The following is a 13407-nucleotide window of genomic DNA, read 5'->3' as shown; positions in this document are numbered from 1 at the left end:
TTTTTTTACTATAGTATATTAGTTAAATTTTAGTATTAAATCTCATAAGGAAGAAAGGATAAAATAAATATATGGCACAAAATAATGATAATAAAAATAATATGATCAAAAATATTATTTTTTGGATTTTAATCATTGGTGGGATGCTACTGCTTTTCAATGGTATTAATGACACAAATGGATCATATAAAAATATAAATTATTCGACATTTATCTCCAAACTGAAAGATAATCAGATTAGTGTTGTAAGTGTCGATGGTAGAACTATCACAGGTAAGACTAATGAGGGAGAGAGTTTTGTAACCTATGCACCATTGTTAAACGGCAGTCTAGTTAACAAGCTAGAAGATAGCAAAGCTGTAGTAAAAGCAAAAGCTCCAGAAAAGCCTAATATATTCTTGGCTTTTTTGCTTAATTGGTTGCCAATGCTGCTTATCTTTGGTTTTTTCATATATATGATGGTTAAAGCAGGTGGAGGTAGTAAGGGTGGGCCTTTCTCTGTTGGTAAGAGTAAAGCAAAACTTCTTGGGGAAGATGAGATTAAGGTAACCTTAGATGATGTTGCTGGTGTTGATGAAGCTAAGGAAGAAGTTGCAGAAATAGTTGATTTCTTACGTGAGCCAAAAAAATACGAGAAGATTGGTGGTAAGATTCCTAAAGGTGTATTAATGGTAGGACCTCCAGGTACTGGTAAGACGCTGCTAGCTAGGGCTATCGCAGGTGAGGCAAAAGTACCATTTTTTTCGATTTCAGGTTCTGACTTTGTTGAGATGTTTGTTGGTGTTGGTGCCTCGCGTGTTCGTGATATGTTTGAACAAGCTAAAAAGAAAGCCCCTTGCTTAGTGTTTATTGATGAGATAGACGCAGTAGGTCGTCATCGAGGCTCAGGTATGGGTGGCGGTAATGATGAAAGAGAGCAGACACTAAACCAAATGTTAGTCGAAATGGATGGTTTTGCTGATAATGAGGGTGTAATTGTAATTGCGGCAACTAATAGGCCAGATGTCTTGGATAAAGCATTGCTAAGACCAGGCAGATTTGATAGACAAGTTACAGTTGGTTTACCAACAGTTAAAGGGCGTGAAGCAATACTAAAAGTCCATATGAAAAAAGTTGCTTTAGGTGAAGATGTCCGAGCTGATTGGATAGCAAGAGGTACGCCAGGATTTTCCGGTGCAGAACTTGCAAACCTTGTTAATGAAGCTGCTTTATTTGCTGCAAGAGAGTCTAAAGACAAAGTTTCAATGGCTGATTTTGAAAAAGCCAAAGATAAAATCTTAATGGGTTCTGAAAGAAGAAGTATGGCAATGACTGAAAAAGAGAAAAAGCTTACAGCTTACCATGAAGCAGGACATGCTATTATTGGTCGCTTAATGCCAGAGCATGACCCTGTTTATAAAGTGAGTATTATACCTAGAGGTAGAGCTCTTGGTGTTACAATGTATATGCCAGAAGGGGATACTGTTAGCCAAAGTAGGCTGGTATTGCGTGGGCGTTTATGTAGTATCTTTGGTGGTAGAATAGCAGAAGAGCTTATTTTTGGCTATGATCATGTAACTACAGGAGCTTCTAATGATATTCAGGTAGCTACTGATATTGCCCGTAACTATGTTGCTCGTTGGGGGTTATCTGATACTATGGGAACTATCTTGTATGATGTTGAAGATGACGGACCTTTTGGTGGTAGTAGTGGTAAATCTATTAAGCTTTCAGACTCTACTATTCGAGAAGTAGATACTGAGGTGCGTAAGCTAATAGCAGCAAGCTACGCTAAGGCAAAGCAATTGTTAGAAGGTAATATCGATATTCTCCATGCTATGGCTGATGCATTGATGAAATATGAAACTATAGATGCATTACAAGTCGATGATCTAATGGCTAGACGTCCAGTGCGCGAGCCAGGTGAATATGGTGATAGTTATAAGCCAAAAGATATAGGTAAAATTATAGCCCCGGTAGCACCTGTTGAAAGTGAGTCAGAAGCAACTGATGAGCCTAATATTAAAGAAGATCTCTAATTACAATTAGCTTATAAATTTTTATCAAATTATTCAGCTGGATAAAATATGCTAACAGCTTGTTAAATTAATTATAGATTAATTTTACTTTGCTAATGTCTCAACAGAAAAATAGCTATTGAGATAGTTTTTGTGTTTTTAATAAAGTTTTTATTATATATAGATTAGTTAATGTTATAAAAGTTTATAAAGCTAAGTTTTTTACGCAACTTATGCTAATATAACCTCAAATAACTTAAGAATAAAGGGAAAAAATATGTCTTTACCTACTCCTCATATAGAAACTTTAAGAAAAGAAGAATTTGCAAAAACAGTCATTATGCCCGGAGACCCATTAAGAGCTAAGTATATTGCTGATAATTATCTAGAGAATGTTGTTAGAGTTAATGCTATCAGAAATATGTTTGGCTATACAGGTACTTATAAGGGTAAGAAAGTTAGTGTTATGGGATCTGGAATGGGTATGCCAAGTATAGGTATCTATGCTTATGAGCTTTTTAAATATTATGATGTCGATAATATCATAAGAGTTGGTTCAGCTGGATCGTACAAGGCTGAGTTTAAAGTTTATGATGTTGTTCTTATCGAAGAGAGCTACTGTGAATCTGATTTTGTTGAAATTATTACCGGAAGTAAAGTTCGTGATGTAAGGTCTTCTGAAGAACTTAATAAAGAGCTTGTAGAATCTGCAGAAAGACAAAATATAGAGCTTAAGAAAGCAAAAGCACATTGTACAGATATTTTTTATAGAAAAAATCCTGAAGACTACAAAAAAATAGTCAAAAAGTACAACTGTGATTTAGTTGAGATGGAAACGGCAGCTTTATTTGCTACGGCAAGTGAGTTAGGCAAAAAGGCATCTGCAGTTGTAACTATTTCTGATAGTTTTATAACTGGTGAATCTACTACAGCTCAACAAAGAGAGCAATGTTTCACAAATATGATGGAAGTTGCTTTAGGTACAATTAAAGAAAACTAAGAAATTTCTTCAATTCAATCTCTATAAATCTGTTTTTTAATTCTATCTAGCGCTTGTTGGGCAATCTTATTGGTTGCTGGGGGTTTTGTTTTTTTATTGTTTACCTGTGTGTAGTCTATAATTATTTCTATTTTTTCAAGCTTAGAAAATAGCGTATTTTGACTTAATTGTGCGACAAACTGATCATGAAGTTCTTTAAGCTTTGATTTCAGAATTTCTTTATTACTGTGTACGATTAACTTCTTAGGAGAATAAAAAACTATTTGAGTATCTCTTAAATAGGGTAAGCTAAGCTTGTGTAACTCTTTGTTGGCCACCTCAAGAGTTGTTTTAAGCTGGGTTGCTTTGGATATAAGTTGTTTGCTAGCATAAGTTGTATTGGTTATTTTCTTTCTGGTTGTATGTGAGTCGATACTAGCGACTTTTTCTGGAAAGATTTTTATAGACATTTTTAATATATACTCTCTGCATTATTTAGTTGAGAATAAAATATTTCAACAGCTTTGTCTATAGCAGCCATTCTCCCTTGCTTTGAGCATGCTTTGATAATATATTCTTTGGGCGATAATTGATTAGATGAGTCATCTAATGCTTGAAGCTCAACTTTTGTTTCAAGACAATACTTATCATTATTGAACTGATTATTATAATCTCTAAGTTTTAGCGTTATATTGACGTTAGCTAATTCTTTTTTATTTGTAATGTTATAGTTATTCACTTGTAAAAACTTTTCAAGTGAATTATAAAAAAAGCCACTATTTTGTTTATCAACATATATTTGTAAACTTCTTTTGAGATTTAAGAGCTGATTATCAATTTTGTTTAGTGCCTCCATTTGGCTATTAATATTGCTATCAGGTGCTAAGATTATTAATGTTCTTAAGCTACTTTTTACCAGCTGTATGTTTTTATTTAATTGTTGAGCTGTAGCAAATCTGTAAATGGAACTTTTGTTGTTTGTAGTAGCTAGTAGTTGTTGAGCTTGATTAATATTGCTGCTAATAAGTTCTTTTAAATCATTTATGGTTTGTGTTTTATTGGTTTGAACTTCGATATAGAATATTTGTTTAAGCTCTGCTTGATTGACTATATTGTAGTTAGGGATAGTTATTTGTGCAGTAGTAGTAGTGATTTGTTGAGTTAGCTTTTGAGAAATTTTGTCATTGTTTGTAGTATTTGTAAAATTAGTTGTTGTTGATACTGTAACTTGAAGTCTTTGGACCATATCAGCAAGAGCATTTTGAGTTGCTTGTTCTAGTGTTTTCGCCGCACCAAAGCCATACAAAAATTCATTGGTGTTTGATTGATCTGAGCTGAACCATGTTGGCATGACATTATTTTGTGTATCTTTTTGTAGTTGTTGTTTTATTACAGCTTGATTATTTATGCTTATATTATTTTTTTGTGCTGTACTAGAGCAACTAGATATTGCTAAGCTGATTATTGCCATAGTTAGCAAGTTTAAGTAGAAATATCTCATTTTGATGAGTTAGTTTATGATTCTTATAATTAATATCTCTATCTTAATTTAAATTTCTTATAAACTCTATATAATGTATCTTCAGAGTATTATATTTATATAAATTATATAAAAGAGTCGGTTAATTAGAAATGTTAAGTTTAGTACAGAAAATAATAGGTAGTCGTAACGAAAGATTTATAAAAAAAGTTTCTAAAACAGTTCAAAAAATCAACTCTTTAGAACCTCAGTTTGAGAAACTTAGTGATGAACAATTACAAGCAAAAACTCTAGAATATAGAGAAAGACTTGCAAATGGTGAAATACTAGATAATCTCTTGCCAGAAGCTTTTGCAACTGTTAGAGAAGCTGCAAGACGTACAAAAAATATGCGTCACTACGATGTTCAGCTGATAGGTGGTATAGTTCTTCATCAAGGTAAGGTTGCTGAGATGAGAACAGGTGAAGGTAAAACTCTAGTTGCAACACTACCAGCTTACCTAAATGCTTTGTCAGGTTCTGGCGTACATGTAATTACCGTCAACGACTATCTAGCAAGGCGGGATGCTGAGTTAATGGGGGAGATTTATGAGTTTCTGGGTATGTCTGTCGGTGTCATAGTTGCTGATTTAAATCCTGAGCAACGCAAACAGGCTTATGCTTGTGATATTACTTATGGCACAAACAATGAATTTGGTTTTGATTATCTAAGGGATAATATGGCTTATGACAAAGAGCAGCAAGTCCAAAGAAGTCGCAACTATGTAATTATAGACGAAGTTGATTCGATTTTGATTGATGAAGCGAGAACGCCACTTATCATATCAGGTGCATCAGATGATAGTTCTGAGATGTATAACCTTTTCAATAGATTAGTTCCTTACTTAGAGAAGCAAGAAAAAGAAGAAGTTGAAAATGAGCAAGAACAAAAAGATTTCTATGTAGATGAGAAGTCTAAAAATGCATATCTAACTGAAAAAGGTTATGCAAAAATTGAAAATATGCTCAAAAAAGAAGGTATTCTTGAAGAAGGTGATAACCTTTATAGCCCTCACAATATCACCAAGATGCACTACTTAAATGCTTGTCTAAGAGCGCAGTCATTATATCAACTTAATGTTGATTATATTGTGCGTGATCAAGAAGTTGTAATTATTGATGAAAGTACTGGTAGAGCAATGCCTGGACGCAGATGGTCAGATGGTTTGCATCAGGCTATAGAAGCTAAAGAAGGCGTCAAAATAAATGCTGAAAACCAAACAATGGCCTCTATTACTTTCCAAAACTTCTTTAAGTTATATAACAAAATTGCTGGTATGACTGGTACTGCTGATACTGAGGCGTTTGAACTTCACTCTATCTATGGTTTAGAGGTAATCATTATTCCAACTAATAAACCGATGATTAGAAAAGATCACCACGATGAAATATATGGCAGCGTTAGAGAAAAATTTGATGCTATTGTCGCTGATATCAAAGAGAGAATATCAAAAGGTCAGCCGGTACTAGTTGGTACAGCATCTATTGAAGCATCTGAAGTGTTATCGACACTATTGAAGAAAAAGAAAATTAAGCATAATGTCCTAAATGCTAAGCAGCATGAAAAAGAAGCTACTATTATTGCTATGGCAGGTTACCCAGGAGCTGTTACGATCGCAACAAATATGGCAGGGCGTGGTACCGATATTATTCTTGGGGGTAATTTAGAGGTTGAAATAACCCAGCTAGAAGATTCTGCACAAGAAGATATCGCTCAAATAAAAGCAGAATGGACAAAGCGTAATGAGGCTGTTAAGAAAGCTGGAGGCTTGTGTATCATAGGCTCGGAGAGACATGACTCACGTAGGATTGATAACCAACTAAGAGGACGTGCTGCTCGTCAGGGTGATCCAGGTGAGAGTAAGTTCTATCTATCTATGGATGATAATCTTTTGCGAATTTTTGCTTCTCAAAGCATGGCTGAGAGGGTTAAAAAAGGTCTAAAAGGTGGCGAATCACTTGCTTTTGGTTTTATGTCAAAAGTAATATCTAAAGCCCAAAGTAAGGTTGAAAGTTATCATTTTGATATTCGTAAGAATTTATTAGAATATGATAACGTTATTAATACACAGCGTAAAGTTATCTATGAGCAAAGACAAGCATTCTTAGATGCTGATGATGTAAGTGATATTTTAGCAGATATCCGTATTGATGTCGCTGAACAGTTGTTCCATGATTATGTGCTGGCTGGCTCTATGTATGAATTATGGGATCTGGAAGGTTTAGAAAAAGCTCTTAAATCTGACTTTATGATTGATATTGATCTACAAAAGCTTTACGAAGAAGATGATAGCCTAGGAGAGGAAGATCTTAAAAAGCTTGTTCGAGAAGCAATAGAAATTGAGTTTGCAGAAAAAACAAAAAATTTAGATTCAGGCGCTGTGAGACAATTTGAGAAATTCTCATTATTACAATCTCTTGATAGTCATTGGCGTGAGCATCTAAGCTCTATCGATCATTTACGTAATAGTATAAACTTACGTGGTTATGCTCAGAAAGATCCTAAAAATGAGTATAAGAAAGAAGCGTTTGAGCTTTTCTCAACTATGCTGGATAATTTTAAATATGAAGTTATATCTTCACTTGCTAAAATTAGAATCGCTACAGAAGAAGAAACACAAAGAGCTCAACAAGAATTACGAGAGTCTATGAGTGATATTAAGGCTGAGCATGAAAGTGTTATTGATAACAATCAAAGAAATGATGAAGATGAACAAGAAGAAGCTCCTAAAGTTCAGCAAGTCAGAAGGGAAGGTCCAAAGGTTAAAAGAAATGATCCTTGTCCTTGTGGTTCTGGTAAGAAGTATAAACAATGTCATGGTAGGGTTGAGTAATTTTGTATTGTAAAATCTTTTCACTACTTAGGTTCCATGAACAAAAAAATCATCTAAGCCAAATAAAGGTGCTTGCTAATGCTATAAAGCCGAGGAAAGCAGAACAAGTCTTATCAAACCTAGAGAAAACCCTTCTAAAATGCTTAATTTTAGAGAAAAAGTTCTCTATCAAATGTCTTTCCTTATAAATATGCCAGTCAACATTATGGCCTTTGGTATAGTTTTCTCTAGCAGGAATGACTGGTTTATTTTTATTTTCCTCAAGGAATTTTATATTTCCTTCAGAGAAATATGCCTTATCAGCAAGAATATAAGCATTTGTTATTCCTTCTAAGAGTTGTTTTGAGGGTACAATATCATGGACATTACCAGCAGTTATTATAAATCTAACGGGATTTCCTAAAGCATCTGTAAGAGTATGAATCTTTGTTGTTAAGCCACCCACACTTCTACCCAAAGCATTGATTTCATTACCATTTATCTCATAACCACTAGCACACGCATGTGCTTTAACAGATAGTGAATCTATCATGAACTGTTGTGAATCAATGTCTGAAACATAAGTCATTAGATTATTCCAAACACCTTTGTCAGCCCAGTATTTATAACGCTTATGGATGGCTCTACTATTACCATAATCCTTGTGAAGATATTTCCACTGAGCTCCTGTTTTTAAGATAAAAAACACTGCTTCTATGAATCTTCTAAGCTTAACTACATCTTTTGTATGCAATCCTTTTTGAGCTGTTAGAAAAGTTAAAATAGTTGACCAATTTGTTTCTGATATGTAATATTCCATATATGTTAAGTATGTTTTTTTGTTTCACAAAACTATTTAAATATACTTAACTGCTTTATTCAATTTTTTTGTTCATGGAACCTATATTATTATTTTTATAACATTCTTTATATATTTATCGGGAATATTTAAATGAAATAACTCTTGAATTATTTTAAGGACTTTTATGGATTGTAAAAATCGTTGTTTTGGTAATAAAAAAGGTCAAGAGCTTTATGCTGATTACCATGATAATGAGTGGGGTATTCCCAAGTATGATGATAGAGAGCTTTTTGAGCTTCTGATATTAGAAGGAGCTCAAGCTGGTCTAAACTGGGAAACCATTTTAAAAAAACTACAAGGTTATCAAGATGCTTTTTATAATTTTGATACGGTTAAAGTAGCTAGTATGACAGACTCAGAGCTTGAATCTCTGCGGACTAATCCGGATATCATCCGCAATAAATTAAAAATTTATTCTGCTAGAAAGAATGCACGCGTATTCTTATACATCCAAAAAGAATTTGGTAGCTTTAGTGATTATTTATGGGGTTTTGTAAATCATCAGCCGATTAAGAATAACTGGCAGTCTTATAAAGAAATACCTGTATCTATAGATATTAGCGAGAAAATTTCTAAAGATCTGAGAAAAAAGGGCATGAGTTTTGTAGGGCCGACTATTATTTATGCTTATATGCAAGCAGCTGGGTTAGTAAATGATCATTTAGTTGATTGTTGGTGTTATTCACGCGAGTAGCTTGGCAATATTTTTGTCACTGTTTGTTCGATATTTTTAGAAGCATCGCTCTAAGGATAGTTTCTAGGTCTGTATATATTACGGTATAGATGAAAATACAGCATCTATAGTTGAATTGCTAATATTATTATCATCAAGCTCACAACTGCCGACTATATTAATTATTTTTTAACATTATATTGTTTTGCTCTTTGTGCAACTGTAATAGGAATTTTACCATATAAACTTTGCTGATTCATTTTCCCTTCACCAACATACAATATCACAATTTTTGAGAAGTCATCAAAATTAATTTTATCTAAAATCAGCTCAGCGCCTGAGACTAGTTCAGCATCAACAAAAGTTGCAAGAGCAAAACTAACGCCTTCTGCAGCACCACTACCAGCTTTATGAGATAAATCTCTATCTACAGCTAACTACATATAAAAATGTCATGCTGAATTTATTTCAGCGTTTCACTATAAGTATTGATTTTATTGAGATCCTGAAACAAGTTTAGGATGATAGAATGTACTACTTTTATGCCTAGTAGGCTATAGAGTTCTTTGGCAAAGTTTAGCAAATGTTTATATTTTATTTTAAACAATATTTCATCTGGATTTTATATTAATTGTTAGTAATGATGTTTGTTGAAATATAAGCCTAATCTTCAAGCTGGTATTTGAGTTTTTAATTATTTTTGTTATAATACGTTGTCTAGTTTTGTAGCTAGATGATTTGTAATAATAACAAAAAGTCAGAAGTCTATTAGTTTAGGCAGTTCTGAGGATTTAAATCTAATAAATGGAGTTTAATAAATGTACGCGATAATTAAAAATGGCGGTAAGCAATACAAGGTAAAAGAAGGTGAAGTAGTAAAGCTTGAGAAGTTTGATCTTGGTATTGGTGAGAAAGTTGAGTTTGATACAGTTTTAATGGGACAAACTGCAGCAGGAGAAGTTAAAATTGGCGCTCCAACTGTAGCTGGTGCTAAAGTAGTTGGTGAGGTTGTTGAGCAAGGTCGTCATAAGAAAGTTAAAATTATGAAGTTCCGTCGTCGTAAGCACAGCATGAAGCAACAAGGTCACCGTCAGTATTTTACAGCGGTTAAAGTTTCATCTATTAGTTTATAGTTTTTTAAAAGAATAATTTAAGGAGTATACAATGGCTCATAAGAAAGCTGGTGGTAGTACTAGAAACGGAAGAGATTCAAATCCTAAGTATTTAGGTGTTAAAAGATATGGTGGTGAGTTTGTTAAAGCAGGTACAATTATCATACGCCAAAGAGGTACTAAAACTCATCCTGGTGTAAATGTTGGTTGTGGTAAAGATCATACATTATTTGCACTTAAAGATGGTACAGTTAAGTTCCATACAGGTGGTGCTTTAAACCGTAAGTTTGTTTCAATCGAAGAATAATAATTAGTCTTTATATTATTTTTCTTGATAAATTCTCTATAATCTTCTATAACTTATAATATCAATAATTTAATTATGCGAAGATTTATATTTAAATTAGATATACTTTTAATAATTTTATTGCTTAGTTTATCTAATCTTCTATATGCACAGCTGATAATCAAACAAATGAAGCAGTACTAATGTTTATGTGCATGTAGATTAATTTTGCCAAAAATGGTTTTTTACTGGGTATTTCCAATTATAAATTTCTAGTCTTAGCCATTTTGTCTTTTTTGGAATTTAGCTGAAATAAACATGCCTAGTAGCACACCAAAGACGATAATTCCAATCATAATTGTAGCTAAGGCATTTATCTCAGGTGTAGGGCCATTTTTTACAGTTGAATAAATATACATCGGTAGAGTAGGGTTATCACTGCCTGCAACAAATTCTGTGACAACTAAATCATCAATAGATAGTGTAAATGTAAGTAAAGCAGAAGTAATTAGTGCTGGTATCAGTTGTGGTAGGGTTATTTTAAAGAATGTCTCTATAGGACCAGCTCCTAAATCTAGTGCAGCTTCCTCTAGAGATATATCTACACTAGCTATACGTGATTGCATTACTATCGTTACATAAGCAGTACACATTGTTACATGAGCTATAACAACAGTAGTTGTGCCGCGCTCATGTGGCCAGCCGATTAAATGTTGTAATGTTGAGAACATTAGCAGTAAAGCAACCCCTAGAATAATGTCAGGCAGTACAAGAGGTGTAGCTACAAGACCATATAAAAAACTTCTAGATCTAAAAAATTTAAATCTAGTCATGGCATAAGCAACTATAGTACCTAGTATTGTCGCTATTGCGGAGGTGATCGTAGCTATTTTAAGGCTAGTAAAAGTAGCATTAATAATGTCCTCATCATGAATAACCTCATGATACCAGTCAAAAGTAAAACCACCCCATAAATTAATAATTTCAGAATTACTAAACGAAAAAACTACCAAGATTATTAACGGAATATATAAAAATATCAAACCCAATATAAGCATTATTTTACTAAATGAAAATCTCTTCATCGCTTATATCCTCCTAGACAAAAGTTCTCTTTGCTTGAATGCGTTGCATCCATAGGATAGGTAAAACTAGGACAACTATTAATACTACGGATATCGCAGCAGCCATACCCCAGTTATTAGAGGTAAAAAACTCTTCCCAAATAACATTACCAATCATTAACGAATCCATACCACCCATAATTTGCGGTACAACTACTTCACCAATAGCAGGAATAAATATTAGTAAGCTGCCAGCAATTAGCCCAGGCATTGATAATGGTAGTGTTATCTTAAAGAAAGAATTAATAGGCTTAGAACCTAAATCTTCAGCTGCATCGTAGATACTAGGGTCGATTTTAATTAGGGTACTATATAGTGGTAATACTAGAAATGGTAAGTAGCAATAAACCATGCCTAAATACATCGAAAAATCATTATAGAGTAAAGCCATGCTTGGCAAGCCTAAATCCATTAGAAATTGATTTAGAGTGTGGTTACCTAATAATGTTACCCAAGCATAAGTTCTAAGTAGGAAAGAAGTCCAGTATGGAATAATAATTAGAACTAAAAAGAAAATTTGCGTGTTTTTTTTGGCTTTTGATAATGCTAATGCCATCGGATAACCGATTAAAATACACAAGACTGTAGTTATAAAAGCAACTTTAAAAGATTTAAGTAACGAAATAAATATTAGATTATAATGAATCAACTCAATATAATTACTTAAATATAATGTAAAGTGTAGAGCTGATTGTTTATAAGTCATCAGTGAAGTCACTGGAGGAGTGCCATCAGCAGGCAAAGTAAAACTAATACCTACCACAAATAAAAATGGTATAAGCAGAAAAACTACAAACCATATAAAAGGAACTAGATAAACTAGAGTATGTCTAAAGCTTTTTTCTAAGTTTTGCATTATGAGTAAAGCACCATAATATTTTGTGATTCCCAAGTAAGATATACTTCATCATCCCAAGAAGGATGGTCAGCATTTCTTTCGATATTAAAGTCAGTTGATTTGACTATACTACCATTCTCAGTCCTTACATGATAAGTAGATAATCCACCCATATAAGCAATATCTTCAACAATGCCTTTAATACAGTTTACAGGGCGATTAGGATTATAACCTTCTGGTTTTTCTTTACTAATGACTATTTTTTCAGGGCGTAAACCTATCCATATCTCTTGGTCTTCGATAGCTTCGATATTTCTTCTTAATACAAAATCTGTACCAGCCTGTTCAGAAGTTATCACGCTACGAGTTCTACTAACTTCTTCGACACGACCTTCAAAAATTGTACTTTTACCAATAAAGTTAGCAACAAACCTACTCTTAGGGAACTCATAAATTTCTGAAGGAGTACTTACTTGCTCTAACCAACCATCTGTCATGATGCCAATTCTTGTAGACATTGTCATAGCTTCCTCTTGATCATGAGTTACCATTATAAATGTACTACCAGTTTGCTCTTGAATATCAACAAGCTCAAATTGCATTTGATCGCGTAAGTTTTTATCTAAAGCTGATAATGGCTCATCAAGTAAGATTAATTTTGGTCTTTTAGCTAAGCATCTTGCCAAAGCTACACGCTGACGCTGACCACCAGATAGTTGATGAGGTTTTCTTTTAGCAAGATGATCCATCTTAATAATTTTTAAAGCGGCATCTGTAGCTTTCTCAATTTCTTCTTTTTTTAAAGATTTCTCTTGCTTTAAACCAAACATGATATTCTGTTTTACATTCATATGTGGAAATAACGCATAAGATTGAAACATCATATTTACAGGTCTTTTATATGGTGGAGTGTTTGACATATCAACACCATCGATAATTATTTTACCATCAGTTGGTCTTTCAAACCCTGCCAGCATTCTAAGCAGGGTACTTTTACCACTTCCAGATCCGCCTAGCAAAGAGAAAAATTCTTTTGGATAAACATCAAGATTTACAGAGTCAACTGCTAAGTGACCATCATCAAACTGTTTAGATAGGTTCTTTATAGAAACCAAAGGTTTTTTTGAAGATTTTTGCATCTTTAGGTTCTATAATAAGTTAGTTAAGATGTATAATAATAAGCAATTTTTAGATAGAAAAAAAG

The 13407-nt window shown here is 33.4% G+C and carries 12 protein-coding genes and 1 pseudogene; 6 read left to right on the top strand and 7 right to left on the bottom strand.

The window, feature by feature from the left end; genetic code table 11:
- Nucleotides 1–71: 71 nt before the first annotated feature.
- Together ftsH and deoD are read left to right on the top strand one after the other, a co-directional pair.
- Complete coding sequence (ftsH, locus tag CGC45_RS05895) at nucleotides 72–2018, top strand: ATP-dependent zinc metalloprotease FtsH (RefSeq protein WP_071629404.1); 1947 nt, start codon at nucleotides 72–74, stop codon at nucleotides 2016–2018.
- A 256-nt stretch (nucleotides 2019–2274) separates the two neighbouring features.
- Nucleotides 2275–2997 (top strand): purine-nucleoside phosphorylase, encoded by a 723-nt coding sequence (gene deoD, locus CGC45_RS05890; RefSeq protein ID WP_071629403.1) that lies wholly within the window; start codon nucleotides 2275–2277, stop codon nucleotides 2995–2997.
- Between the two features lie 14 nt (nucleotides 2998–3011).
- Here the strand turns inward: deoD and CGC45_RS05885 are convergent, their stop codons facing one another.
- The gene (locus tag CGC45_RS05885; RefSeq protein ID WP_071629402.1) at nucleotides 3012–3446 is read right to left on the bottom strand and encodes a hypothetical protein; all 435 of its coding nucleotides are present in this window, start codon (nucleotides 3444–3446) and stop codon (nucleotides 3012–3014) included.
- A gap of 2 nt (nucleotides 3447–3448) precedes the next feature.
- Nucleotides 3449–4477, bottom strand: coding sequence for an LPP20 family lipoprotein (locus CGC45_RS05880; protein WP_071629401.1), 1029 nt, complete (start codon nucleotides 4475–4477; stop codon nucleotides 3449–3451).
- Nucleotides 4478–4608: 131 nt separating this feature from the next.
- On the opposite strand from CGC45_RS05880, the gene secA reads away from it, so the two are divergent.
- On the top strand, nucleotides 4609–7329 hold the full coding sequence (gene secA, locus CGC45_RS05875) for a preprotein translocase subunit SecA (protein ID WP_114702094.1): 2721 nt from the start codon (nucleotides 4609–4611) through the stop codon (nucleotides 7327–7329).
- A 49-nt stretch (nucleotides 7330–7378) separates the two neighbouring features.
- Here secA and CGC45_RS05870 read toward each other — a convergent pair whose 3' ends face one another.
- Nucleotides 7379–8128 (bottom strand): IS5 family transposase, encoded by a 750-nt coding sequence (locus CGC45_RS05870; RefSeq protein WP_114702093.1) that lies wholly within the window; start codon nucleotides 8126–8128, stop codon nucleotides 7379–7381.
- Nucleotides 8129–8294: 166 nt separating this feature from the next.
- Between CGC45_RS05870 and CGC45_RS05865 the strand changes: the two genes are divergently transcribed.
- Nucleotides 8295–8864 (top strand): DNA-3-methyladenine glycosylase I, encoded by a 570-nt coding sequence (locus CGC45_RS05865; protein WP_071629398.1) that lies wholly within the window; start codon nucleotides 8295–8297, stop codon nucleotides 8862–8864.
- 161 nt (nucleotides 8865–9025) lie between these two features.
- Here CGC45_RS05865 and CGC45_RS05860 read toward each other — a convergent pair.
- Nucleotides 9026–9211: pseudogene (locus CGC45_RS05860) on the bottom strand (glycerate kinase); the annotation flags it as partial.
- A gap of 450 nt (nucleotides 9212–9661) precedes the next feature.
- Between CGC45_RS05860 and rplU the strand changes: the two are divergent.
- Entirely contained in the window at nucleotides 9662–9976 is a 315-nt protein-coding gene (rplU, locus tag CGC45_RS05850) for a 50S ribosomal protein L21 (RefSeq protein ID WP_003016753.1), read from the top strand.
- Nucleotides 9977–10007: 31 nt separating this feature from the next.
- The gene (gene rpmA, locus CGC45_RS05845; RefSeq protein WP_003020646.1) at nucleotides 10008–10262 is read left to right on the top strand and encodes a 50S ribosomal protein L27; all 255 of its coding nucleotides are present in this window, start codon (nucleotides 10008–10010) and stop codon (nucleotides 10260–10262) included.
- A gap of 257 nt (nucleotides 10263–10519) precedes the next feature.
- Here the strand turns inward: rpmA and CGC45_RS05840 are convergent, their stop codons facing one another.
- The 3 genes from CGC45_RS05840 to CGC45_RS05830 are packed head-to-tail and all read right to left on the bottom strand — an operon-like array spanning nucleotide 10520 to nucleotide 13342.
- Complete coding sequence (locus CGC45_RS05840; RefSeq protein WP_071629397.1) at nucleotides 10520–11326, bottom strand: ABC transporter permease; 807 nt, start codon at nucleotides 11324–11326, stop codon at nucleotides 10520–10522.
- 13 nt (nucleotides 11327–11339) lie between these two features.
- The gene (locus tag CGC45_RS05835; RefSeq protein WP_071629396.1) at nucleotides 11340–12221 is read right to left on the bottom strand and encodes an ABC transporter permease; all 882 of its coding nucleotides are present in this window, start codon (nucleotides 12219–12221) and stop codon (nucleotides 11340–11342) included.
- Nucleotides 12221–13342, bottom strand: a complete 1122-nt coding sequence (locus tag CGC45_RS05830; RefSeq protein WP_071629395.1) for an ABC transporter ATP-binding protein — start codon at nucleotides 13340–13342, stop codon at nucleotides 12221–12223. The genes CGC45_RS05835 and CGC45_RS05830 overlap by 1 nt, the downstream gene beginning before the upstream one ends.
- Nucleotides 13343–13407: the final 65 nt, after the last annotated feature.

The organism is Francisella opportunistica, from assembly GCF_003347135.1.
GTDB lineage: Bacteria > Pseudomonadota > Gammaproteobacteria > Francisellales > Francisellaceae > Francisella > Francisella opportunistica.
This window is presented reverse-complemented; position numbering and strand designations above follow the sequence as displayed.

What these genes read in the sequence shown, in the direction of transcription:
- ftsH (WP_071629404.1), top strand. Translation starts at nt 72, where the DNA reads ATGGCACAAAATAATGATAATAAAAATAATATGATCAAAAATATTATT.
- deoD (WP_071629403.1), top strand. Translation starts at nt 2,275, where the DNA reads ATGTCTTTACCTACTCCTCATATAGAAACTTTAAGAAAAGAAGAATTT.
- CGC45_RS05885 (WP_071629402.1), bottom strand. Translation starts at nt 3,446, where the DNA reads ATGTCTATAAAAATCTTTCCAGAAAAAGTCGCTAGTATCGACTCACAT.
- CGC45_RS05880 (WP_071629401.1), bottom strand. Translation starts at nt 4,477, where the DNA reads ATGAGATATTTCTACTTAAACTTGCTAACTATGGCAATAATCAGCTTA.
- secA (WP_114702094.1), top strand. Translation starts at nt 4,609, where the DNA reads ATGTTAAGTTTAGTACAGAAAATAATAGGTAGTCGTAACGAAAGATTT.
- CGC45_RS05870 (WP_114702093.1), bottom strand. Translation starts at nt 8,128, where the DNA reads ATGGAATATTACATATCAGAAACAAATTGGTCAACTATTTTAACTTTT.
- CGC45_RS05865 (WP_071629398.1), top strand. Translation starts at nt 8,295, where the DNA reads ATGGATTGTAAAAATCGTTGTTTTGGTAATAAAAAAGGTCAAGAGCTT.
- rplU (WP_003016753.1), top strand. Translation starts at nt 9,662, where the DNA reads ATGTACGCGATAATTAAAAATGGCGGTAAGCAATACAAGGTAAAAGAA.
- rpmA (WP_003020646.1), top strand. Translation starts at nt 10,008, where the DNA reads ATGGCTCATAAGAAAGCTGGTGGTAGTACTAGAAACGGAAGAGATTCA.
- CGC45_RS05840 (WP_071629397.1), bottom strand. Translation starts at nt 11,326, where the DNA reads ATGAAGAGATTTTCATTTAGTAAAATAATGCTTATATTGGGTTTGATA.
- CGC45_RS05835 (WP_071629396.1), bottom strand. Translation starts at nt 12,221, where the DNA reads ATGCAAAACTTAGAAAAAAGCTTTAGACATACTCTAGTTTATCTAGTT.
- CGC45_RS05830 (WP_071629395.1), bottom strand. Translation starts at nt 13,342, where the DNA reads ATGCAAAAATCTTCAAAAAAACCTTTGGTTTCTATAAAGAACCTATCT.